Origin of the sequence: Algoriphagus sp. AGSA1 (assembly GCF_021390545.1) — a bacterium.
Classification (GTDB): domain Bacteria; phylum Bacteroidota; class Bacteroidia; order Cytophagales; family Cyclobacteriaceae; genus Algoriphagus.
The window spans coordinates 28,584-52,680 of sequence record NZ_JAJUWR010000034.1; the positions used below are offsets into that span (position 1 = coordinate 28,584).

The 24,097-nt window shown below is 43.8% G+C and carries 19 protein-coding genes and 1 tRNA gene; 13 read left to right on the forward strand and 7 right to left on the reverse strand.

Annotation, left to right across the window (positions count from 1 at the left end):
- Nucleotide 1: 1 nt before the first annotated feature.
- The 3 genes from LZF95_RS21770 to LZF95_RS21780 all read right to left on the reverse strand — a co-directional run bounded on the left by LZF95_RS21770 (nucleotide 2) and on the right by LZF95_RS21780 (nucleotide 6,883).
- Nucleotides 2-469, reverse strand: a complete 468-nt coding sequence (locus LZF95_RS21770; RefSeq protein WP_233757363.1) for a YdeI/OmpD-associated family protein — start codon at nucleotides 467-469, stop codon at nucleotides 2-4.
- A 304-nt stretch (nucleotides 470-773) separates the two neighbouring features.
- The gene (locus tag LZF95_RS21775) at nucleotides 774-5,795 is read right to left on the reverse strand and encodes a C25 family cysteine peptidase (protein WP_233757364.1); all 5,022 of its coding nucleotides are present in this window, start codon (nucleotides 5,793-5,795) and stop codon (nucleotides 774-776) included.
- Entirely contained in the window at nucleotides 5,795-6,883 is a 1,089-nt protein-coding gene (locus LZF95_RS21780) for a PorV/PorQ family protein (RefSeq protein ID WP_233757388.1), read from the reverse strand. The genes LZF95_RS21775 and LZF95_RS21780 overlap by 1 nt, the downstream gene beginning before the upstream one ends.
- 395 nt (nucleotides 6,884-7,278) lie before the next feature.
- Between LZF95_RS21780 and LZF95_RS21785 the strand changes: the two genes are divergently transcribed.
- The 10 genes from LZF95_RS21785 (at nucleotide 7,279) to LZF95_RS21825 (ending at nucleotide 16,507) form a co-directional block, all read left to right on the forward strand.
- The gene (locus LZF95_RS21785) at nucleotides 7,279-7,608 is read left to right on the forward strand and encodes a PadR family transcriptional regulator (RefSeq protein WP_233757366.1); all 330 of its coding nucleotides are present in this window, start codon (nucleotides 7,279-7,281) and stop codon (nucleotides 7,606-7,608) included.
- Between the two features lie 14 nt (nucleotides 7,609-7,622).
- Complete coding sequence (locus tag LZF95_RS27620; protein ID WP_262912304.1) at nucleotides 7,623-7,754, forward strand: hypothetical protein; 132 nt, start codon at nucleotides 7,623-7,625, stop codon at nucleotides 7,752-7,754.
- Complete coding sequence (locus LZF95_RS21790) at nucleotides 7,751-9,742, forward strand: PspC domain-containing protein (RefSeq protein WP_233757367.1); 1,992 nt, start codon at nucleotides 7,751-7,753, stop codon at nucleotides 9,740-9,742. The genes LZF95_RS27620 and LZF95_RS21790 overlap by 4 nt, the downstream gene beginning before the upstream one ends.
- 61 nt (nucleotides 9,743-9,803) lie before the next feature.
- Nucleotides 9,804-11,204 carry an MBL fold metallo-hydrolase RNA specificity domain-containing protein gene (locus LZF95_RS21795; protein ID WP_233757368.1) on the forward strand — a complete coding sequence of 467 codons (1,401 nt, stop codon included), beginning with the start codon at nucleotides 9,804-9,806 and terminating at the stop codon, nucleotides 11,202-11,204.
- Nucleotides 11,205-11,252: 48 nt separating this feature from the next.
- Nucleotides 11,253-11,720 carry a carboxypeptidase regulatory-like domain-containing protein gene (locus LZF95_RS21800; protein ID WP_233757369.1) on the forward strand — a complete coding sequence of 156 codons (468 nt, stop codon included), beginning with the start codon at nucleotides 11,253-11,255 and terminating at the stop codon, nucleotides 11,718-11,720.
- Between the two features lie 286 nt (nucleotides 11,721-12,006).
- Complete coding sequence (locus LZF95_RS21805; protein WP_233757370.1) at nucleotides 12,007-12,576, forward strand: RNA polymerase sigma factor; 570 nt, start codon at nucleotides 12,007-12,009, stop codon at nucleotides 12,574-12,576.
- Nucleotides 12,569-13,369: a hypothetical protein gene (locus LZF95_RS21810; RefSeq protein ID WP_233757371.1), complete on the forward strand. Its 801-nt coding sequence runs from the start codon at nucleotides 12,569-12,571 to the stop codon at nucleotides 13,367-13,369. Before LZF95_RS21805 ends, LZF95_RS21810 begins: the two co-directional genes overlap by 8 nt.
- 119 nt (nucleotides 13,370-13,488) lie before the next feature.
- Nucleotides 13,489-14,520, forward strand: a complete 1,032-nt coding sequence (locus LZF95_RS21815; RefSeq protein WP_233757372.1) for an outer membrane beta-barrel protein — start codon at nucleotides 13,489-13,491, stop codon at nucleotides 14,518-14,520.
- 129 nt (nucleotides 14,521-14,649) lie between these two features.
- Entirely contained in the window at nucleotides 14,650-15,450 is an 801-nt protein-coding gene (locus tag LZF95_RS21820; RefSeq protein ID WP_233757373.1) for a hypothetical protein, read from the forward strand.
- A gap of 127 nt (nucleotides 15,451-15,577) precedes the next feature.
- On the forward strand, nucleotides 15,578-16,507 hold the full coding sequence (locus tag LZF95_RS21825) for a DUF4097 family beta strand repeat-containing protein (protein WP_233757375.1): 930 nt from the start codon (nucleotides 15,578-15,580) through the stop codon (nucleotides 16,505-16,507).
- Between the two features lie 849 nt (nucleotides 16,508-17,356).
- Here LZF95_RS21825 and LZF95_RS21830 read toward each other — a convergent pair.
- Together LZF95_RS21830 and LZF95_RS21835 are read right to left on the reverse strand one after the other, a co-directional pair.
- Complete coding sequence (locus tag LZF95_RS21830; RefSeq protein WP_233757377.1) at nucleotides 17,357-17,845, reverse strand: hypothetical protein; 489 nt, start codon at nucleotides 17,843-17,845, stop codon at nucleotides 17,357-17,359.
- Nucleotides 17,846-17,873: 28 nt separating this feature from the next.
- The gene (locus LZF95_RS21835) at nucleotides 17,874-18,977 is read right to left on the reverse strand and encodes a ferredoxin--NADP reductase (RefSeq protein WP_233757379.1); all 1,104 of its coding nucleotides are present in this window, start codon (nucleotides 18,975-18,977) and stop codon (nucleotides 17,874-17,876) included.
- Nucleotides 18,978-19,193: 216 nt separating this feature from the next.
- Here LZF95_RS21835 and purB point away from each other — a divergent pair, with 216 nt between their 5' ends.
- Complete coding sequence (purB, locus tag LZF95_RS21840; RefSeq protein WP_233757380.1) at nucleotides 19,194-20,537, forward strand: adenylosuccinate lyase; 1,344 nt, start codon at nucleotides 19,194-19,196, stop codon at nucleotides 20,535-20,537.
- Between the two features lie 422 nt (nucleotides 20,538-20,959).
- On the opposite strand, the gene ctlX is transcribed toward purB, so the two are convergent.
- Both ctlX and LZF95_RS21850 read right to left on the reverse strand, forming a co-directional pair.
- A complete protein-coding gene (gene ctlX, locus LZF95_RS21845) occupies nucleotides 20,960-21,892 on the reverse strand; it encodes a citrulline utilization hydrolase CtlX (RefSeq protein WP_233757382.1) in 933 nt (310 codons plus the stop codon).
- Nucleotides 21,892-22,755: a hypothetical protein gene (locus LZF95_RS21850; RefSeq protein WP_233757384.1), complete on the reverse strand. Its 864-nt coding sequence runs from the start codon at nucleotides 22,753-22,755 to the stop codon at nucleotides 21,892-21,894. The genes ctlX and LZF95_RS21850 overlap by 1 nt, the downstream gene beginning before the upstream one ends.
- Nucleotides 22,756-23,129: 374 nt before the next feature.
- Here LZF95_RS21850 and LZF95_RS21855 point away from each other — a divergent pair, with 374 nt between their 5' ends.
- Both LZF95_RS21855 and LZF95_RS21860 read left to right on the forward strand, forming a co-directional pair.
- Entirely contained in the window at nucleotides 23,130-23,552 is a 423-nt protein-coding gene (locus tag LZF95_RS21855) for a hypothetical protein (RefSeq protein WP_233757386.1), read from the forward strand.
- Nucleotides 23,553-23,838: 286 nt separating this feature from the next.
- Nucleotides 23,839-23,912: transfer RNA gene (locus LZF95_RS21860), tRNA-Asn, on the forward strand.
- Nucleotides 23,913-24,097 lie beyond the last annotated feature (185 nt).

A 24,097-nucleotide genomic window follows, 5' to 3' on the forward strand; every position in this document is an offset into this window, starting at 1 on the left:
ATCATTTTTCAGATAAGTTAGCGATCACCTTCACCACATTTCTCTCTATGCTTGCATTGGTTTTCAGGTAAGACATGTACTTCAGGATCTCCATTCGTTTCGATGGGATAAGTTGGTCAAAGGCCAGTTTGGCTGCCGGGTTTTCATCCAATGCTCGCTTGAGTTTGGGGTGCATGGGAACTTCTCGTTTTTCTGGATCGAAGCGGATACTAACTTCTATGGTTTCCCCTATTCTTTTTGGGGAATTTTCCAACATGACCAGGTTGACGTACAACCGCCAATGGCCTTGGTATTTCATTAAGGTCTGAAGGTAAGGTCTCCCATTGATAGAGCTGCAAACAGGAATGGGACTTTTATCACGACCTGCCTGCATGAAAATATCCTGCAAGATTTCATCCGGTACAAAGACAAAAGGATTGATGCCGATGATGTCTAGCCGTGCTTCAAAGGTATGTGTTGGGCAATTCATAGCGTGATGCAATATATTATGCAACAAAGATCATCATATTACCAAACCACCAAGGATAAGGGCATCTTTGAAAGATAATTATATGCAGTTAATGATATACTAACTTTGAATATTATAGGCTATGCCCTGCGGGTCAATAGGACTATGTACGACAAACGCTTTTAAGTCATCCTTTGACATGACAGGGTTAAACTTATCATTGTTCAGGTGAATGAGGTCAACTTCATGACCTCTTAACCGGCCATCATCCTTCAGTCAATTTACATCTGTCTGCTTAATAGGGAGCATGTGGAAATGATATCTCCTACCTCAACAAATACATCTTCCCATAGCCCTTCTTGAATGCCTTGTCCCCTGCAGTTGGCCTATGCTCCATAAACTGGCCGTTTTTGCGTACCATCACACGGTAGATATAGACCCCGTTCGCGAGCTGGTCGCCAAATTCATCCTTGCCATCCCAGGCGTATTCGGTCAGGTTGTTTCCTATGCGTATAGGACCTAGCTCATACTGCAAGATCTCCCGAACAATCTTCCCAGTCACAGTCATGATCTGGATCTTGATCTCATCCGGCACTTCCATTCCCGTCACCGTAAAGACAAAGCGAACAGCCGTACTGAAGGGATTCGGGTAAGGGTAGAAATTGGTGATCTGGGACTCATTGATCACTTCAAAGGTAATCTCATACGGCTCGGAAGAATCTTCATTTGCCACACGAAGGGTATAAATCCCATCTTCCAATGGCCCGGGAACCAGGGAAACCTTAAAGTCCTCGTCTTCCGAAGCGGGAGTCCAAGTCAGGTTTGGATTGGAAAAACTCACGCGCTCGAAGTCACAGGTTTCACAGTTTTGCTTCAGGTACAAATCCAATCCCACCGTGTCTTTTTTATACAGCAGTGTCTGTTCATTTTTCAGCAATGCGGTAATCATCACATTGGGTGAGACTATATCCCCATCCATGATGTATAATCCGTCAAAGCTCACATCCAGCAAGGCAGTGGAATTATCCCCTTCGACCAAAAAGTAAGTACCCATATCCACCTGATTGTTGCGGAACGTCTGCTCCCGCTGAATTCTGGGGTTGGCGAAAATCTCTAAACTATTTTCCCCGGTTTTGCCAATGGAATTGAACTCAACAGTAAAATCAAATGACTCACCGGCTTTCAACGCAGGAAATTTCTTTGAAAACTCCTCCACCTTCTTGCTGCTCAGATTGGTCATTTTCCAATCCACCTGAATCGAATCCAGGAAATTATATTTGGAAATATTCTTGAACTGTAGCTCCAAAAGTCCAGCTTCCCCTTCCCGGAGATTGACCTGATCTTTAGCTGATTTCAGGATCAACACTCCCTCCGGCACCCCGGTATAATTCACCTGCCACCTGTCCAGCTGTGCAGGAGCTGTGGACTCAGGGTCATCCATGCTGTAGCGCAGTTTCAAGTAAGGGTAAGTCGCTGTGTTGATAAAGGACAGATCAAGTTCCTTATCGTAGGTATTCCCTATCAGCAGGTCTTCCTCCCCATTCTCTTTTACACCAATGACATCAAAGTAAGTTCTCTCCTCTTCATTGATCCAGTCCCTTGTATTCACATGCTGGAAAAACCGCTCCCAAGAGGAGGCCGGGCCTACTCTAGGCGTCAGAATCATCCCAGAGGTGAAATACCCTGTAAGCTCCGTGTCAAATGAAAGTGTCTGCTGGGAAGCCGGGACTTCCATGGTTTTGTCCCCTACTATTTCTATAGCCTCCCCAGGACGCATGCCTTTTTTACCATATAGAATGTAGGGATCCCCCGTCTTCAGCGCTCTCAAGGTAGCTTCACTGGCGCCAAATTCCTTCAATTTCTCTATTGCAATATCCGGCCAGGCTTCAAATGTCACATTGCCCACTGAGAAAATCACCACATAATCCCCTTCTGGGACATTATTGACATACTCTACCAGCATGGTCTGCCCGGGTGTGGTAATCCGGGAATTTTGAATGCTCTGGATCATTTGTGGTACTCGTCCACAGGCTCTGGAATCCAGAATATCAAAACCCGGAACCGGAATCGCCAGATAAGGCATCAGGCTTTTTTGCTCAAAAGCTACCAGACCAAGTGAACCATTTGGACACAAGCGGCTATTGGCATTGTTCACATTATCGATAATTTGGGGGATCTGGTTGAGATAAAACTGGGTGTTGCGGAATGAAAGCGAATCCACTCCTGCCCCCACAATAAATACTTCCACATTTTCCTGGATTTCTGTGTACTTCCAGCTCCTGTCCGACTCCCTGATTTCCAGATTTGTCAGTTGATCTTCCCCCAGCTGATAGCTGGTTCGCTGCGTCCATCCATCCGGGCCGGAGGAGATAAAGGAAAAGCTGGAATTCGTCCAGGCATCCGTTTCACCGGGCTTGGCTTCCTGATATTTAGATCGCCAGTAAAAGGTGGTGCTGTCTGTAAATGCTGTGAGAGGCAGCTTCATCTCAGCCAATCCCCGGGTAGTGACCCGCACTTCCCTGCGGTAGGAAGAATTGAAAGATGCTGTCGTGTCCAGCTGGATAATTACCGTGCGGTCTTCGGTGCTTTTGCCTGGAATCTGAGCCATTAATATAGTCTCAGCCCCATTTACTATTCCATATTCCAGAGGATAAAGGTTCAAAGTGCCACTCAATGGGACAAACTTGGTATAAGTCACCGAATTATTGGCAAAAGTCATTTCCTTCACCGCCTTGGTAGGGTTCACCTCTATGGTAAAGGTGTTTTCCCCGGCAGAATTACGTCCTGTATTTGGGATGGTGAAAAATAGTGAATCTAATCGGGCAATGTATGGGATTTTCACCGGAGGTAAAGATTCTGATGTACCATCAGCAAATCTTCGCGTCACTTTATATTCTATAGAGTCTGTATCTACCCTGCCAATATTTCTCAGGACAAAACTTAATTTCAAACTGTCAGAAAGCACGGAAACAGGCACTTCATCAAAACTGTCCAGCGAGACTTCTTCTGCTTTAATGGCATAATCGGCCTTGTCCGCAGGGAAAATCCGCACTCCCGGATCCCCATAATTGATCATCTGCTCCATGTGGGAAAATGACAGTGGGCTAGTTCCGTACGCTTCCACATATTCTTCCTCAGCTTCTCGCTTCACTTCTCCCAGCGTGCGGTAAATCAGCGTGCTGTCGGCAAAGGCATTTCTATAAAACATATCAGAGTACCTACGCAGATATACATCTACCCCTATCGCCGAATTGGCAAGGACTGAGACGGCTCCTTTATCCGGAGTGATCACCCAGTCTTCGCCTTGGGTATAACTATTGCCAAAGGCACTTCCGTAGTCACAACCATTAAAGAGCATGACGGGGTATTTCCCTTTGTTTTGGTAATTCAGCGTAGGATCCGAAGCAAAACCGATCTCGATATCGATTACCGTAGGGGCTCCATGCCCAAAAAAAGTAAGCATGGATCTTCCCTCATTCAGATCTCCCGTGATATCGATTACTTCCACGGTTGAATTTGACCTTTTTCTATAAGTATTCACTTTTCCACCAAGATATAGGCCCTCGGCAATGGTCTTGAAACCATTCATGAAATTAAAATAGCGCTCCAGTTCGAATTCGGATACACCTCCACTGAGATGGATGATTTCCTTTTGCCAGGAGTCCGATATTCCAACAGCGTCTTTTTCTATAGCCTTGCTTAGGTAGTCCGCCAGATGCTGTGAATTTTTGGCAGGAATTCTACCGACAGCCAAGGCAGGAACTGCAGGTTTGGAAGGATCAAGGCCGATAGTATAACTATTGTCAGAGAAGGGAAATCCCCCTGCAGGAATCAAATCCCTAAAACCGAAAGCATCCGGATTGTTTCTATAAAAATACGTTATGCCGCTCACCCGGGAGGTGGAATACATCGCCAATGACCTTGCCGCTAAAAGTAGATGTGTGGGTTTGTGAACCGGATAATATGCCCTCAAAAATTCATAGATAGCCAAGGGTGTATATTCTCCATACGAAAATTGATTGTACAAATCCTCTACCTTCACACTCAAGGTATCAAAACCACCGCCCAGCGGGGAAGCCCTATGTGCCGCATAGGCTTTCAGCGGGTTGTCAAACTTGTCGGTAGATTGCTCCAGCACCTGATGTCCTACAATGAGGTAGTTGGCAGGCTGCGCCAGGTAATTTCTGAATCTCACCGGCTCAAGCGACAAAACCGAAATCACCTCTGCCTCATTTTGAACCCAGATTTTGCTGGAGTCACCGGGAACCGCAGACCTGAAAGAGCGGGTTTGGTCGGTACCACTCAGCTGGACTTTTTGTGGATTGACTGTATCAGAAACTTCAATCGCAGTATAACTGTCCGTCAATTGGGAAAGCTGGATTCTCTGATTGCCCGGAGGAGAAATAAACAGCTCTGAGCTGAAATCCCCGGGACTAAATGTTTTCTGAAATGTAACCCTTGCGAAAGCGACAGATATATTATCCGTGGATTCCGGGCCTGCAGAATTCACGCCGATTACAATACTCCCATCGGCATTGAAATCATTCATATTCAGATCCAACGATAGCTGGGGATATTCAAAGTCCTTACTGGAAACTGTCGTAATCAGACGCTGGTTTGCAGCAGTAGGCCCAGCCAGAATCCTGGTGTCATGTGCATTAAAAGACCGGCCTACCAGCCCGATTTCAAGTTTTGCCTGACCGGAATTTGCTTTTGCACCCAAGTTTTCGAAAGTCAACTGTCTCGTATTCCCCTTTGAAACCACTGAAGACATCCAGCCCTGTCCCTGATCATATTTAGAAAGTCTAAAACCCAAGGCATAGGAAATTCCCAAAGAGTACTGTTCCCCTAGGGCCAGTAATTTTTCTGATGCATAAGTAGTTGTCAATAGCAAAGATGGCTCAGGAGCAGTACGTAGGTTCATACGCTTGCCTCCCCCGCCATTTGAGATGGTCAGAAAAAAAGCCGTGGTGTCCGAGGTAGTGTTGAAATAGGGATTGGGAATCTGATCAAAGTCAGTATAGAGTAGCTTATCCAGCGTCCCGTCATTCCGCCTTCCGAAGAATTCTATGTAATCTTCCGGATCCAGCCTTCCGTCAGTCTCTCCTTCTACATGGATAGCGACTTCTACGCCTCGATGATAGAGACGGATATTTCGAGGATCTATGGTGCTCAAATTGATTCCGGAGCTACTAAGAGATGCTGCAGGAATGCGGTGGATGCCATCTGTGGCTGTGGGGATTTTGTAATAGGTCTGGTTGTAATTATACCAAACAGGCTGCTGGCCTAGTATCAATCCGGTAGAGGACAGGAATATCAGAAAAGCGAAGAGTAGATTTTTTATCATTAGTCTGTCCAGCTTTTATATTTCCTAAAATCAGCTTCCAGTTTCTCCAAACTTACTTTTACACTGAATACATGGGAATAGGGTGTTTCCGAGACATTTCCGATGTCGGTGAGTGCATAGTCGATCTGAAAGCGCTCACTGATGAATACACCGATCCCCATGCTGGGTTGCATGTTCAGGCTTTCCTTTCCTTGAAAATCCTTGATGTATTGAAAATTGCCGATTCCAGCCCGAAGAAAAGCTATATTCTGAAAACCTGCTTCCAGGCCTATCCTTGGATCTATGCTTACTAAAGGGGTACTGATCACTGTATTTCTCTGCCCATCAAAGGTCATTTCCAAGTCCAAGGTGGTCAGAAGACTAAACTGTTTCCCGAACTGAAAACTATAAGCCATACTTGGAATAGCTCTGGGAAGGGTAAGTTCTACAGAATTGACGGGAATTTCATTGTCGGTCTGTGCATAGATATCCCTGACCAGTTCGGCATTGTGTGACCAGGCATTGAAGGTGGTCGTAATATCCCTTAGCATCAGCCCGATCGTCAGTTTATCTTTGATGTAAATCCCCCCCACATCCAGCCCAAATCCCCATGCCTGAGCGAATTTTCCCACATTCCGGTGAATGACTTTGGCGTTCATCCCCACTTTGAATTTGTCAGAAAGGTCACGTGCATAGCTCAAAAGCAATGCATAGTCCGCAGCATTGAAGAACTGGATATTGTTATAATTCAAAGCTCCATTGGCATCATACAGAAATCTTGTATCAGGAATATCATCCACTCCAAAACGTATCAAGGAAACTGCTACCTGGCTTTGATCTTTGATAGGAGTGGTAAAAGACAAGTAATCGTATTGGGCCACCCCGGCGAAATACTCCGAGTGCATAAGGCTAAATTCGTATTTATGCTGTACCCCCATCAGCGCAGCGGGATTCCAGTAGGCAGCGGTAACATCACGTACCGCAGACACCTGTGCTCCTCCCATCCCTAAAGCTTTTGCCCCTACCCCAATGCTTAAAAATTCATTGGAATACTTGGGTGCTAGATCCTGCGCAAAGAGTCGCTCTGCCCAACTAAACAGCAGAACAATACAAATAAAAAATCGGCCACTGATTCTATATTTCACAATCCAAAATAAACCATTTTATCAAACCTATATATAATGAAGGGGAAATTACTTACACAACCCCCCTGTTCCATGTCCGCCATCGTACACAAACATGTTCAGTAATTTAACATTTTCCTGTATCCAAAAATTAAGCAATAGGACAGGATTTATTTTTTCTCTTTATGTCCAGCCCCCAAAATCACGTCCAATGATGAATCAAGGAGGTTTTTCTTTTGATTTTATATTACCTACTACCTGTTTATCGCATGGAATTAGGTTATACAAGGTAGCTTGGAAAAGATTGGTATAATTTTTCTCTGATAAAGGAGGAAGGGAAGTCATATTCCTTAAGAAAAAAACACCTAATCACCTAAGAAATGAATGTCGCCAACACACAGATTCAAATGCGCAAAGGGCTCCTGGAGTTTTGCGTTTTGCATATCATATCCCGGGGCGAAGTTTATACCTCTGATCTGATCGAAGAGCTCACCCAGGCGCAGATGATCGTGGTAGAAGGCACACTGTATCCCCTACTCAACCGTCTGAAGTCTGCCTCCTTGGTAGAATACCGTTGGGTGGAATCTGAATCCGGCCCTCCCAGGAAGTACTACTCAATTACTGAAGCAGGCAAGGATTTTCTAAGTACGCTTTCCACCACATGGAAATCATTGGTCAATTCCACCCTTCTAATCACCTCAAAGAATTGATCATGAAATCGGGCATGCTACAGACAATACACGTGGGGAAGATTATTGGAAATGCGACCTGCCTGCGGCAGGCAGGGATTTTCCGATCCGCCGCGGTGGACGGGACAGGCTATGTGGCCTTTGAACAGAAAATTAAAACCAGATGAAAAAGACGATAAGCATAAACATCAGTGGGATTCTTTTCCACATCGAAGAAGACGGGTATGACACGCTCCGCAAATACTTGGATGCGATCAACCGGCACTTTTCTTCCTATAAAGACAACCAGGAAATCATTTCTGATATAGAAAACCGTATTGCGGAGATTTTCCTTAGCAACCTGAAAAACAACAAGCAGGTGATCACAGCAGAAAACGTGGACAAGCTCATTGAGAAAATGGGCACAATTGCGGATTTTGCCTCTGTGGAAGAGGAAAAGGCAATATTGGAGGATGAGGAGGAAAACACTGCCCATGAGCAGGACTTCTATAAATATGTGACACCTCCGGATGCGGGCAAAAAAGGCTATAAAAAGCTAATGCGCCTCGAAAACCGAAAAATCCTCGGAGGGGTATGCGCTGGTATAGCGCATTACTTCACCATAGATCCCTTATGGACCAGGCTGATAGCTATCCTATTGCTGTTTTCCGGCAACCTTAGGTTCAATTTTGGATTTATGGACATCTGGCCATTCGACAACTTTAGACTCAACCTGAGTTTTGGGCTATTTGCCGCAGTGGCTTACATTGTCCTGTGGATAATACTGCCTGTATCTTATGAAATCGAAGAGGATAAAAACATTAAAAAACTATACCGCAATCCTGACGATAAAGTAATAGGTGGGGTAGCAAGTGGTTTGGCGGCATATTTCGGCGTGGAGGTGATCTATACCCGGTTGGCCTTAGTGCTATTGATTTTGGCCGGAGGATCAGGGTTTCTAATCTATCTGATCCTCTGGATCATCACTCCGGTAGCAAGCTCTATCACTGAGCGTATCCGAATGAAAGGCGGGGAAATCACCTTAGATAATATTGATTCTACGATCAAGGAAAATATCAATCCCATTCCAAAAGCCCCTGAGTCCAAGACCAGACAGATCCTCCTCACTCCGTTTCGGGTAATCGGCCAGATAATCGAAGCAATAGGGAGTGCATTGGGGCCGTTGGGAAGACTATTTCTAAACGTGATCCGTGTGATTTTCGGCTTATTCGTTTTCTTTATCGGTTTGGGACTCACCATTACCCCTATCTTCAGTCTGGCTATATACATGGGCATATTTACCAACGATGATTACAGGATACTGATGGACAATTTCCCAGTGGAGCTCTTCTCCAACCTAGTATCTATATGGTTGGTAGTCGGCGCCTCATTTCTGCTGATCATACCGGGGATCATTATCATCTTGCTTGGGTTGAGCGTGTTGATGCAAAAAAACCTTATCGGAGCAAGATTCGGTTTTGTAGCACTGGGATTATGGTTATTGTGCGTTGGTATAAGTGCCTTCCAGATTCCACTGATTGTGGCTCAGTTCAAAGAAGAAAACTGGCATAAAATAGAACAAACTCTGCCCGTCTCTAAGGGCATAATGACCCTGAGGCTTAACCCTGTCGGGGAAGAATCCACCTTTAACCATGTCAATCTTAAACTAGAAGGCACTTCGGATTCATTGGTGACGCTCCGTGAGGAATTCTTCTCCAGAGGAAAAACCAAGGCAGAAGCAATGAACAATGCCAAAATGATAGGATATAATTATTCAGTATTGGATTCCGTAATCATCTTTGATGAAGGATATGACATCTCCAACATTGATAAATTCCGGGATCAAAAGCTGAATCTTTTCCTTCAGGTTCCTTACGAGAAGCCCTTTATCATGGAACGTTCCCTTCTTGAAATTCTAAGAAACACGATTTACAGAAATGGATATAAATCCAGTGACCTATCCCAAAATACGATCTGGACATTCAACAGACAAGGTTTGGTATGTTTGACATGTAAGGATGAAGTAAAGAAAGGGGCGGAAGAAGGGCTATCCGAGGGAGTTAATTTTGAAGTGGAGGCGCCCGATACCGGAGAATACAACAGGGAACAGCTCGACAGTATCAGCAGAGTAAAGTTTAATGAAAACAAACAAGACTCATCAGCTGTATTGGACTAAAACTTGAAGGCATCCGAAAGGGTGCCTTTTTTTTGTATCTTTTGGGCTAAACCAAAAGCGTATGGACGTTAGAGTGAAATTTTTAGGAGCTGCAGGATCTGTGACAGGTTCCCGCTATTTATTGGACTTGGGAGATTTTGAATTCCTTATCGATTGTGGGCTTTTTCAGGGGAAAAAAGAACTTCGCCGCAGAAACTGGGATAAATTCCCCATGGCTCCCCAAGATATAGAAGCGGTTGTTCTCACCCATGCACATATGGATCATATCGGCTATCTTCCCAAGTTGGTCAAAGATGGATTTTCGGGACCAATTTACTGTACAGCAGCAACGGCAGAAATTGCAAAAATCCTACTCCTTGACGCTGGAAAACTTCAGGAGGAAGAAGCAGAATACGCCAAGAAAAAAGGCTATTCCAGGCACGAAAATCCTGAACCACTTTATACCGTGGAAGATGCAGAAGCGGTTTTTCCCCTTTTTCAGCCTCAGGAATTCAAAACCCCTTTTGCTATACATCCCTCGGTAGAAGTGACCTATTATCATGCCGGTCATATCTTGGGCGCGGCCATTACTAAGGTAGTGATCAAGGGAGAACTTCAGACCAAGAAACTGGTATTCTCAGGCGATTTGGGTAGGCATCATGATCCCCTACTGTACCCACCTACCCTCATCCCGGGAGCGGATGTGGTTTGGATTGAGTCCACCTACGGAGACCGGATTTCACCTACAGTCAAGCCTGAAGAAGAGCTGGCAAGCGCAATAAATGATATTTTTTCCAGGGATGGACTGGCGATCATTCCAGCGTTTGCCGTTGGCCGCACCCAGCTGGTCATGTATTATCTCTACCAGCTGATAAAAAAAGGAAAAATACCGAATGTGCCTATTTACCTGGATTCACCCATGGCTATAAACGTGTCCCAACTCTACAGGGAATTTCATCAGGACCACCAATTGATAGCTGTATTAGAGGATACTGACCAGCATCCATTTCAGCATTCTGGGCTCCACTATGTCCGCAAACAGGAGCAGTCCCGCATGCTGAATGACCTTCAAGAAAAGGCTATAATTATCTCAGCCAGCGGAATGGCCACAGGTGGTCGTGTACTTCATCATTTGATGCATCACCTGCCGAATGAAAGAAACGGGGTTGTTTTCGTAGGATATCAGGCGGAAGGGACGAGGGGCAGACGAATTGTAAACGGCGAATCTGAAATAAGGATTTTTGGCCAGGAGGTTCCCGTGAAAGCAAAAGTTTACAATGTGGAGGGTTTATCAGCCCATGCTGATCAAAATGAACTGATAGAATGGGCCGAGGGATTCACAGAAAAGCCAAAGCTGGCCTTTATGATCCATGGAGAAGAGAAGAGTTCCTCAGTGCTTGCAGAAAAACTTAAAAAGGAATTGGGATGGAATACAGTCATCCCAAATTATTTGGAATCATTTATGCTGTTTGAAGGAATTTAGTAATAAATGAATCCAACATTGCATCACTTCGCCTTAAACCATCTATCCATGAACAAACTAGTACTAGTATTTGTAGCCGCTGCTTTCACCTTATTTCTTACTCATTGTGCCCCTTACCAACCTGAGGGTCAAGGCGTAGTAGGAAAAGTAACTTGGCTCGAAGGCAACCAAATGCCTACGATTTTAGAAGAGGGAAAAAAAAATAAAAGAACTATTGTAGGAGAACCCGTGAAAAGAACGGTCAGGGTATATCCCCTGATAACAATCTCTGATGTCACCTTGGAAGATGGGCTTTTCAAATCCGTGGCGGCGAAGCCTATTACAGAGACTGAAACTGATGAGAACGGGGAATACTCCCTCAACTTAAATCCCGGGAGATATTCCCTGCTGACAGTAGAAGAAGGCGGTCTTTTTGCAAGTGTCTTCGACGGGGACGGAAATATACAGCCGGTCACGGTGAAAGAGAAGGAATGGACATTGTTGGACATCGTCGTGAATTATAAGGCAGCATACTAATTAAAGATTTTCATCATTTCTTACACTTGCGTAAGGACAGAAGGTCTCCGCATGACAATAAGTATGTTCATGTGGAGACCTTTTCTTTTTAATTCATAATTTGGCTACAATATAAAAGTCTCTTTAACGTAACGTACCCTAAGCACACAAAACACTTGTTTATAACAAGTTACAAAAACACCCGGCCTTTAATCGATACATTATAAAAAAATAATTAACTTTTTTTCACCAAGCCACGCAACCATTTTTTACAGAGGGGCATCTACCTAATTGAAAGCTAATTCAAATGTTCAGCAGAGTCAATTTTTCTACCGAGTCAGGATTAATACAAGGATGCCTCAAAGGCGACCGGATGGCACAGCGCCACCTGTATGACCAGTATTCGGGAAAATTCTTGGCCATCTGCATCCGGTACTTAAAAGACCGGGAACATGCCGAAGATGTGATGATAGAGGGATTTATGAAAATCTTTGAAAAACTCCCTCAATTTCAGGCCAAGGGCAGTTTCGAAGGATGGATGAAACGCATCATCGTGACCCAAGCGCTCATGACATTAAGAAGTCACCGTCACCTGATGATGGAAATCAACATGGAAAATGAGACGGAATATAAGGATCACAACTATGAGCTCAATCATATGGAAACCGAGGATCTGATGAGAATGGTAGAAAGCCTCCCTGTGGGATACAGGACAGTCTTCAATCTCTATGCAATCGAAGGTTTCTCTCACCAAGAGATAGCGGATCTCTTGGGGATAACAGAAAGCACTTCTAAATCCCAGCTCAATCGGGCGAGGAATACGCTGAAGGAAAAAATCGCCAGTCAAACACCAAAAGAAAGGAGAATCAATGGCTAAGGAAAAAAATAATCTGGATCAGTTTTTCAAAGAAAAATTGGAAAACCATACAGAAAAACCAAGCACACTGGCCTGGGAAAGATTGGAATCTCAGTTGCCACAAAAATCCAAATCCAACAAGGGGTTCTGGTGGGCAGCCGCTGCCTCCCTCACCATCCTTTTCACCGTGGGATACTTGGTTTTGAAAGAAGGAGAGGTATCTGTGGAAAAGCCAATTCTGGCGGACAATAAAACTGAAGGACTGTCAGAACCTTCTACCCAAACTGAAACTACACCAATAGAACAATCTGAAAAGCAATTAAAGGGAACTGAAGATCAGCCAGAAACTGAGGAATTGAAAACTAAACCAATTACTACAACGCCTTCAGTAAAACCAGCAGATACTACTTCCAAGAGCCTACTACCTCAGTCAACCACCCCCAACAATCTGGTCGCAATGAATGAAGTGAAGAAAGACCTGAAACAGGAAACAACTGAAAAGACAGACCTGCCAAAAATAGAAGTGCTGGCGCCGGAAATCGGTGAATTGGAATTACCTGACTTGGCCATGGAAAAAGCAGTAGCCGAAGTAGTTCAGCCCACTGATCCAGAGCCAGGTTATACAGTAAAAATCTACTCCAATGGGCTAAAAGAAGAACCGAAAGATAAAAACATCATCGCCGAAATCGGCAAAACTGTTAACGAAGTGGAAGGATTATTAGGCAAAGTAGATCAGGGATTTGCAGACCTGCAGGATGCAAAGAACAATCTATTTGCCAGCATTACCACACGAAAATCCAAAGCCGGGAAATAAATCCCAATTCCTTTAAATCGAACCTACAATGAAATCGAGCATGTCGCAGGCGACACACATAGAGATGATCATCTACTATGCGAGATTCCATGTGACCATTGAAAAACAATTATAAACACATGAAAAAATACCTTCTATTATTTTGCCTGATGGCTATCGTGCAACTTGGGTTTGCCGGGAATATGCCATCCATCGGCCACACCGTATCCAGTGATAGCGTGGTGGTAGAATTCGGAAAATCCGGAAAAATAGTCATCAAAGTGGACAGCAAAGAAGACTTTGAAAAACTAAAGCTGATGAATATCAATCAGATCATCCGTGAACTAGACTTGGAAGAGGATGCAGATAGCGGTGAAACAACCATAGTGGAGATAAAAAGAAAGGACGGGAGTTCCAAGCAGGTGGTAAAAGTAACCGAAAACGGAGCGGAAACAGAAGTGTACATAGGTGGCATGCGTCTCTTGGTGGACGAAACCGGTGAAAACACCAAAGTCCGTTTCGAACCAGGACTAAAAAGACGGAGTGATCCTCCCTTCAGAACCTACTTCAACCTTGATCTGGGGGTAAACAATTACCTTGAAAACGGCAAATTCCCGACTTCCAACGAGCCTTATGCGGTGAAAGGATGGGGAAGCTGGAATGTAGGGGTCAATTGGATGGCCGCACAACGGATCTCCAAAGGCTTCTACTGGGACTTTGGACTTGGTTTCCAATTCTACAACTTCAAATTTGAAAACCGGGACTTTCAGGCCATAAGAGGTGATGAAGCTATAGACTTTATCCAACGCACTGACGTGGATGGATTCAAAAGTAAAATATCCGCTTCTTACCTCACCGCGATAACCATGCTGGAACTTGACTTTGGCAAAATGAATGACAATGGCCGCCGTGGGGTACGCCTAGCGGCAGGGCCGTATGCGGGGTATAGACTTGGAGGCCAGTCAAAGTATGTGTATCGTGAACTGAACGGGTCAGGACGCCAAAAAGACAAGCAAGACACAGGACTTTACCTACAAAATTTCAGGTACGGGATCAGGGGAGAACTGGGAATAGGAAGAGTGAAATTCTTTACCACCTATGACTTGAACGAGCTGTTTCAGGAGGGCAAAGGACCGGAACTCAATCCTATCACATTTGGGATAGTATTTTAAAAAACATCATCACTAGTCGTGTCATAGGAGCACAGAATACCTCAGCGTGGCGGGAAGCCGAAATGGACCTCGACTTCCCTCACACCTGTAGATGGACGCCCAGCATGACTCAATCAAAACTTTTACACCATGAAGACGATACTACTACCGCTACTGTTGTTTGTCCTTACGCTGAGCCAGGCTTTCGCTCAGGGCGAACCCGACACAGTAATTTACACCAAAACCAAAGTGATCAAGGTCTTTGGAAACACCTGGTCTTATCAGCAGAAAGAAGATGGAAAATGGATCTTAGACATCGAGCAAGCTGATGAAGTGAAAATCAAAGACATTCATCAAAGACAAAGATTTACTGCAGGCTTGGACACAGAACTTGGTATCAACCAGGTCACTCCCACGGATCGTATGCCTTCTGTAAAACCATGGGGATCCTGGTATTATGCGATCAATATTTTAGGCACCACCAAAGTCTCCAAAAACTTCCATCTCTATTCAAGTTTAGGGGTAAACTGGTACAATTTCAAACTAGAAGACAGAAGCCTGATCGCTGTAAAAACCCCAGATGGAATAGTCTGGGATGAGTTTACCGGTGCAGGAACAGGTACCAAATCCAAAATCTCTGCTTCTTATCTAAACTTCACCCTAGTCCCTACTCTACTATCCAATAATCAGAAATTACGCTTTGGTGTGGGAGGCTATGCGGGAGTGAGGATAGGTGGACGTGGCAAATTCGTCTATGACGATGAAAACGGCAAAAAACAGAAACAGTTTGAGAAGTCCAACATGTATGTGGAAAACTTCCGCTACGGTGCAAGAGCAGAGATTGGAGTCAGTGACGTCACTCTTTTCTTCAACTACGATCTAAACAATCTTTTCCAAGAAAACCTAGGCCCTAAAGTACAAGCTATAAGCTTCGGAGTCACTATCAGATAAATAACTCCTCTATGAAATCGAGCATTTCGAGAGCGACACACACAGAGATGATTATCAGCCATGCGAGATTCTCCCGAAGAAAAATCGGGACAGGCTATCTGACCATTAAAAACTAAAATATAAACAGATGAAAAAATTATTCAAATTATCAACCTTGGCTTTGGCCATGATGCTGATCTCAGTTGTCAGCTTTGCACAGAAAGTATTGGTAGATGCCAATAAGAACTACTCAAATATCAAAGCCGTGGAGGTGAGCGGTGGCTGGCTGGATGTCTCCTATGTAGGAGGTGCGGGTCAGGATGTGAATGTAGAAGCATATCTGGAGTCAAATGACGAAAACCAGGACATTATTTTTGTGACCGTAGGAGATGTTTTGAAAATATCCTACGAACACAGTTCTAGAAATTCTTCTTGGGGAAATACCAGGAACAAGGGATATATCAAAATCACCGGCCCAATGAATATGGATCTGGACATGAAGAATTCCTCAGGCAAAATAAGTGTGGACAAAGTAGTCGGGGACAAAACGAACCTAAGGGTTTCTTCCGGCAAAGTCAGCGCCACCAATATCTCAGGGGACTTGACCATCAAAGCGACTTCAGGTTCACTTTATATCGATAAAGTATCAGGAGATGTCATAGCAGGGGTCACCTCTGGCAATGCAGACATCAATAATGTAGGAGGCAATGTGGATTACAAGTCCACCAGCGGATCTCTTTCTGGCGACCGAATCAAGGGACAGCTTAATGTAGCCTTGACCTCGGGAAATGCCAAGCTTAGCAACATAGGTTCCCTGGGAGAGATGAAATTCACTTCTGGAAATATCCGGGCTTCCAATGCAGGATTGAGCGGGAACACCAATTTCAACGGAACTTCAGGCAACTTTAAAATCCAGACCCCATCCAATCTGAAAGACTTCAACTTCTCCCTGAGAGCGTCTTCAGGCAATCTGAAAGTAGGGGGAATCAACACAGGAAAAAACCTAGAAATCAACAACGATGCTTCAGCATGGGTAAAAGGGTCTATTTCTTCCGGAAATATCACCATTGAGAATTAATTAGCTATAATTATCCGAAAAGGCCAATCCTGAAGGGTTGGCTTTTTTTGTACTTTAAAACCACGGGGAGCACGAAGGAATACACAGAGAGCGCAGTAAATCATACCTTCTAACATCCTGTAAAACAATTACCCTGCCCTATCGAGCTGGGCCAAAGTACCTAGGGCTTCCAGCTCTTTTAGAAGAAGAAATTATAAAAACCTGAGTTCGATTTGAAAAAAACAACTAATTGGTTTATTTAAAAGGATCCAAATTTTATCGCGGATTTTTTAGGTAAAAGGAATAGGCAAATAAAGCTGCAATAAGGTGATATTACTGTCTAAATCTCCTCTCGCTCTGTAAATTACGAAGCAACTCTATTTCTAAACCAGCTCCGAAGGAGCCAAACTATTCATGACCCTGTACGAAGTGCAGGGCACTGGAAATAAAGCAGTTGACTAGCCCTGAAAGGGCGATATTTTTATTAAGAAAGATTTTTTGAAGTAGAACCTGATTTCGCCCCTCGCTGGGCTGTAAAGTTTGTTGTTATCTGCCTGCCCCCGGCTTTGCCGAGGGTTATGAATAGTTGCAACCCTTCGGGTTTTTCATCATTTGTGTGGCATTAAAAACACAAATTGCGATCACGTGAAAAACAAAATTGGTTTCAGATGATTACATATTCAAGCACACTGGTTCTCTAAACCGCAATAATTCTACACATTTATTAATCGAACTCAGGTTAAGAAACATGATTACATTTCTAAATCAAACATTACCGTCAGATTCTAATAACCACTAGCCTCTTAGATCCAATTTCTTGATTCCAAAACCTTTGACTCTAGACTCTCGGTTCTTGATACTAGCTACTTACTACTCCGGCCTTGACGCCAATCTTATAATCTCTGCATCTTCAGCAGTCAGTTTCAGTAGTTTTTTGATCCGGTCAGGGGTTGGTTTGGCTATAGAAAAAAAGAACAGGGCCAATGCGAAAATCACATTGAAAATAGCAGTCCCGAAAAAAAGCAAACCTGCAGAGCATATCAGCCCCACTACAAAAAGAATCAAATATCGCTCCCGGGTGGCCTGTGCATAGATTTTCAATTTTGCCAACAAATCCTCGGTCAGGAATACCGCTTTCACTTTTTTTCTGAAGAGCAGATACTGGGCCAGGATCAACCCGATACCCGCACCTGATAAAACCTGTCCAAAGACCAGAGGTAAATCCGGAAGATCCTGTGAAATATTACCACTGGATTGGTAGAGATAAATTAGCCCAAAGATGGGCAATATTAAAATCAATAAGATCAATATCAGTTGATCTAGGTTTTTATACACCTTCCTGTATTCCTGAATATCCAAAATAGAGTTTTAATCAGTAGGTGACTACTTATTCAATACTGATCTTCACATCGTCGGTGAGCGGATGCCCCACACAGCACAATACATAGCCCGCTTCAATTTCATTGGGACTCAAGCCGGCATCTTCGTCCATTTTCACCTTTCCGCTCAGCAGTCTGCCTCTACATGCAGTACAAAGTCCACTCTGGCAGCTATATGGCATGTTCAAGTCCTGCTCAAGTCCCGATTCAAGTATGGTTTTATCTGGATCCACTGTGACGGAATGCTCCTCTCCTTCCAGCAGTATCATTACATCTCTGGTCAAAAGTCCACCTGTTACCCCATGGGCGGCATCCTCATGTGCTTTGTCCGCAGCAGCGGAGTAAAAGCTCTCCCTGTGCACTTTTTCCTGTGCAACTCCCAATTCCTCCAGCACGGCAACAAAATTATCCATGATGCCTTCCGGGCCACAGGCAAAGTACTCCTTGTCAAAATCAGCTTCAGCCTCAGCCTTTTGGGCAAATTCATGCAGTTTATCCTTAGATAATCTTCCGGACAAGCCAATCCAAGCCTCACTAGGTTGGCTTAGATTATGGATTACTTCCAATCGCGTACCATACTTCTCCACCAAAGCGTCCAATTCCTTCTTGAAGATAATCTGAGACTCATTTCTGCTACAGTAAAGTAGGGAAACTTTAGAATTGGGCTCATTCACTAAGACCGATTTCAAAATGCCCATAATGGGTGTGATCCCACTTCCGGCAGCTACCAAGAAGAAATGTTTCTTGTTCTTGGAGTGAAAATCAGTGGTAAAATTCCCCAAAGGCTTGAGTACATTGATTGTCTTGCCCGGAAACACCCGTTCATTCAGGAAATTTGAAAATCTCCCCTTAGGAACACGCTTTACCGTAATACCGGGAAAAGGATCTACAAAAGGTGAGGTGCAAAGACTGTAGGACCTACGTTGTTCTTTTCCCTCAAACTCCATTACCAAAGTCAAAAACTGGCCAGGCTTATAATCCAAAAACGGCTCGGGCTGTTCAAAATACAAGGTTACTGTGTCTTCCGTTTCCCTTACTACCTCCCTCACTTTCAGTGGCAAAAACTGTTGTGTCTTCACCTCTGTCTTCTTTTTCTTAAATAAATTGAACATTCCTGATCTGAGCTTTTATCTGTTTAATCGGGTGCAAAATTAACCGGCAAAGCCAAATATTCCGGCTTGGGACTGATTATTTGCAAGCTTAACTGATTTATTCCTGTGTCAGTTCGGTTTTTTTAAAGGATAATTACCGAAATAGCTAATGTAAACCCCGACTTTTGGCTGCAAAAAATTAACTTTGAAGCTCCAAAAACCAATTGATCAAACGCTATGGATTTAAACGCATTGACCGCAGTGACCTCAGTCGATGGACGCTATGCCGGCAAAACAGCCCCTTTGAGAGCTTACTTTTCTGAATTTGCCCTTATCAAATACCGTGTTCATATAGAGGTAGAATACTTCATTGCTCTTTGCGAACTTCCTTTACCTCAATTGAAGGATTTTGATCAAAGCCTTTTTGAGAACCTGAGAGCAATAGCTTCTGATTTTTCTCTGAATGACGCAGATACCATCAAAGCAACCGAGAAAATCACAAACCATGATGTGAAAGCTGTGGAATATTTCCTAAAGGAGAAATTCGATGCATTGGACCTTGAAGCATATAAGGAATTTATCCACTTTGGGCTCACATCCCAGGATATTAACAATACCGCTACTCCTCTGATGCTGAAGGAAGGCTTAAATGAGGTGATATTACCGCAGCTGGATGCGATAATCGACCGGTTAAAGAGTTTGGCCGGGGACTGGAAAGACATCCCGATGTTGGCCAAAACCCATGGGCAACCCGCCTCTCCTACCCGTCTGGGCAAGGAAATCGACGTATTTGTAGTACGTCTGCAAAAGCAGCTCGAATTGCTTCACCATGTTCCTTACTCAGCAAAATTCGGTGGGGCCACAGGCAACATGAATGCACATCATGTTGCTTATCCTGACTTCAAATGGAATGAATTCGCTTTCAAGTTTGTGGGAGACTATTTAGGTCTGGAGCGAAGCTACCCTACCACCCAGATTGAGCACTATGACAATCTTGCTGCGGTATTTGATGGCCTAAAGCGTATCAATACCATCCTTTTGGATCTTTCCAAAGATGTATGGCAGTATGTGGCCATGAATTACTTCAAGCAGAAAATCAAAGCCGGTGAAATCGGCTCCTCCGCCATGCCTCATAAGGTAAACCCGATTGATTTTGAAAACGCTGAAGGAAACTTAGGTATCGCAAATGCACTTTTGGAGCACCTTTCGGCAAAACTCCCAATTTCACGTTTGCAACGCGATCTGACTGATAGCACAGTATTGAGAATTATTGGTGTGCCACTGGCCCACATGTTGATTTCTTTTGAGTCTTTGCTAAAAGGTCTGGGCAAACTGGAACTGAATGAAGCAGCCATCCATGCTGATCTGGAAGAAAACTGGGCGGTCGTAGCCGAGGCTATACAGACAGTGCTGAGAAGAGAGGGCTTCCCAAAACCGTATGAGGCACTGAAAGACCTTACCCGGACCAATACTAAAATCACAGAAAAATCCATTTCAGAATTTATTAACAACCTTCCTATTTCAGATAAATTGAAGGCGGAATTACGGGTAATTTCTCCTTTCAATTATACAGGGATCTGATAAAAATGAGCGGGCGTGAACCTCGCTTGATCAAAAACTTCTTTGCCAACGCTCGTGTCTCAAATGGCATCCCAGAATCTTGCCACCGCTCGTGTCTCACGAGCGGTTTTTATTTTAATCTTCCTTGATGTCTCTTTACCAAACACAGACTTCTATCTTACTATTATAAGAAAAGAGGGGTAAAACGAGAGTGAGAAGCGTGAGGGCATTTTTTTTTAAATTCGTGAGTGAGCCACTCACGCGGGCTGGGAGTTTTTAATCCCTGAGTGAGACAGTCATGGGAGCGATGAGGAGTTGAGTTTTCAAAATCCGTGAGTGAGACACTCACGGGAGCGATGAACCCCCCAATCTTTGCCCCCGCTCGTGTCTCACGAGCGGCCTTTTAGTTTTTACTATCCCCGTGTAATTTTTTTATAGATGTATTATCTAGGAAGAAATATTTCAGCCATCATGCAGCGGGCACTTCCTCCACCAAGTTTTTCAATGGTAGGAATTGAGGGACTGATAATGGTTGTGTATTTTTCTATCAGCTGGATCTGCCCGATAGTCAGGGAGTCCAGTGCGGATTCAGACATTACCGTGAATTTTTCTCCTCCATCATTCCCTACTTCCAGCATGTTCCCTGCAAACTGAAACTTTTGTTTTGGCGTGATCGGAACCAGCTTTTTACCTGATTGGGTCAGACTTTTTTGTACAAGTTGCCTCTCTGAGGCTTTGGTAATAGCGTCTAGGCAAACCACAGCCACATCAGTACCTATATGCATCATTACATTGGTATGGTAAATCGGACTGATTGCTCCCTTTATCTCCTGAACAGCATGAAACCCCACTACTTTATATTCCAGAATCTTCCCTAGATAATCAAGTGGAACAGGGTGAGTACGCTCAGAATAGCAGGCAAAAATCAGTTTGGACTGATGATCCATCACCATACTTCCGGTGCCCTCAAGAAACTGTCCATCCTCCTCAAAAAAACTTAAATCTATGATTTCATCCACACTAAACGCTAGGTTCATCAGCTCTTCTATAAACTCCTTTCTCCGTTCCAATCTCCGATTGGGAGAATACATGGGATACAAAATCACTTTCCCGTCACTGTGGGTACTGAACCAGTTGTTGGGAAAAACCGCATCAGGCTTCACCGGTATCGGGGTATCTTCTTCCACGATGACCTGGACTCCCTGATCTCTCAGCATAGCCACAAAGCCATCAAACTCCAGTTGCGCCAGTGTATTGATTTCATCTCCGGACCGTGCGTCTGATTTTTGATAGAAGTTGTTCCCGGCGGTCTCAGGATTGAAGCCGAAGTTGGCCGGTCGAACCATCAGAATATTGGAGGAAATCTGCATAGACATTATTTGGAGGAATACTTGTAAAGAACGGGATCTATATCGAATCGTTTTTCACTCAGGGTATAGAATGCGTTTCCTTCTGGATTAAAACCAATAGCCTCGCCTTGCGGCTCAGGAGAATAAGGCAGTTCCAAAGGTTGCCTACTCATAGCCTGAACTACAGTCTCTCCCTGGTTCCTAATCCAATAGTAAATGGCAAAATAATTCTTGACCAGAATCTGACTGCCATCCGATGAAATATCCGCAGCAGTAGAACTGGTAAATGGTAATTTAATCAGCTCTTCAAGTTCAAAACTCTCATCTCCGAATTTGTCAGCTGGTAGGCGGTATAACGTATTCAGGCTATCACGCTTTGAGATGATAAAGAGATCGCCGGTAACCGGGTCCACCATGAGAGATTCTGCATCTCTGGCACCTCCAGGATAGGTCACCCTAGTTTTTTCAGGCTGCACCTTACTGGATAGGTTGCCATCAATAGGTTCAGGTATTCTATATAGGGTGATATCCTTATGAACAGCGTTGTTATCTCCGATTTCCCCAATGTAGATATAGCTTAGTCCATCTGGTCCCGGACCTACGGCTATATCCTCCCAGTCTCTGTTTTTAGTTTCCAATAATTCTACTTTCCCCACGGTATTTCCTAGAGTATCCAAGAGATATACTGCGGCCTCTCCTCCGCTATCGTTATGAACGTAAATAAGACCGGGGATAGTACGGCTACATGCCAAGCCTGATATTTCATCCAATTTATTGTCAGTCAAGGTCGCAATGGGCACACCCTCTCCGAAAGGTCTGCTTGGTTCCTCCTGAGCTTTGACACAGGAAAAAGTGAAAAACAAGACGGCAATTCCTATAGTTATCTTCATGTTTACTGATTGTCTTTTTAAATTGGCAGTCCCGCTGATACACGACAACAACTCTCCCAATTGGTTAAAACCCACAAGGCGACAGGTAATTCCTTGCTTGGTTTCTTATCTTGTATAGGTATATATATAATAAAAGTATGTGATTATCCGCAATGATGCCAGTAACCATATTCTCTTTGCTTTACTGGACGGAAGACCGAAGACGGGTGACCGAAGTGGCCCTTGACGCTAGTGTTTTCCGAATCCTATGATGCTTTTATTGTTTTACCGGCAGAAAAGCGGATATGCATATAAAAGTAAATAAAATGATGAGTTGCTCACTATATGCACAACTCTTTACCGCTAAAAAAAACAGGAAACCAAAAAGCTAAAAAATGGATCCACTATTGAAGAAAATGACATGGAAGGAAGGAATGAATATTCAAATCTGGAATGCCCCTTCTGAATTAAGCGGGTTGATTGATTCTTGGGAAGCTGAAGGTCTTATCCATCGCGACGACCGTCCTGATTTCATGCTGGCATTTGTCCAGACGGAAGATGATGTGATAAAATACTTTTCGGAAATGCGAAGCCTCGCTCCGGAAGATCAGCAAATTTGGATTGCCTATCCTAAAGGAACTTCCAAGCGATATAAAGCAAAAATCAACAGGGATTCAGGTTGGGCTTATTTAGGACAGTTTGATTATGAGGGTGTACGGCAAATAGCAATCAATGAAGACTGGTCCGCACTTCGATTTCGAAAGATTGGCTACATCAAGACTATGACACGAAAGTTTAGTGTGAAAGACCAAAAATAGTTAGACTATGGAACAATCCTCTGAAAGTGACTTGAAATGGCCAGTATCATATGATTTTAGTTCTAAAAAGAACTTAAAGTTTTTTATAATGTTAGAATCCCCCTTTGGACGTTTCGCATCTTCTAATAGGTATAAAAACAATAAAAAATTAAGTCTCTGATTTTGAAGCCTGAATGGATTTATTGTAAAAAAGCACAAGTTTTTTTACAGGACTCACTTGGAATAAATGACATAGCCTCCTACATTTGCATCACCAATCCGGAACAAGCCCGGGTAAAATCAAAATTCCTCCTTAGCTCAGTTGGTTAGAGCATTTGACTGTTAATCAAAGGGTCCTTGGTTCGAGCCCAAGAGGAGGAGCACTAAAGCCTCATTTCGAAAGATTTGAGGCTTTTTTTTGTTTTTAAGGAGGTATGGGAGGATCAGCCGGAATAGCTGGGGAGCTGGTTATTTTAAGCATAGATATTTGATAGTCTGAACAGGAAGAATTCAATGTTGGTGACACCTCTGAACTGAGCCCTGAATGCCTTGATTTTTGCATTGAA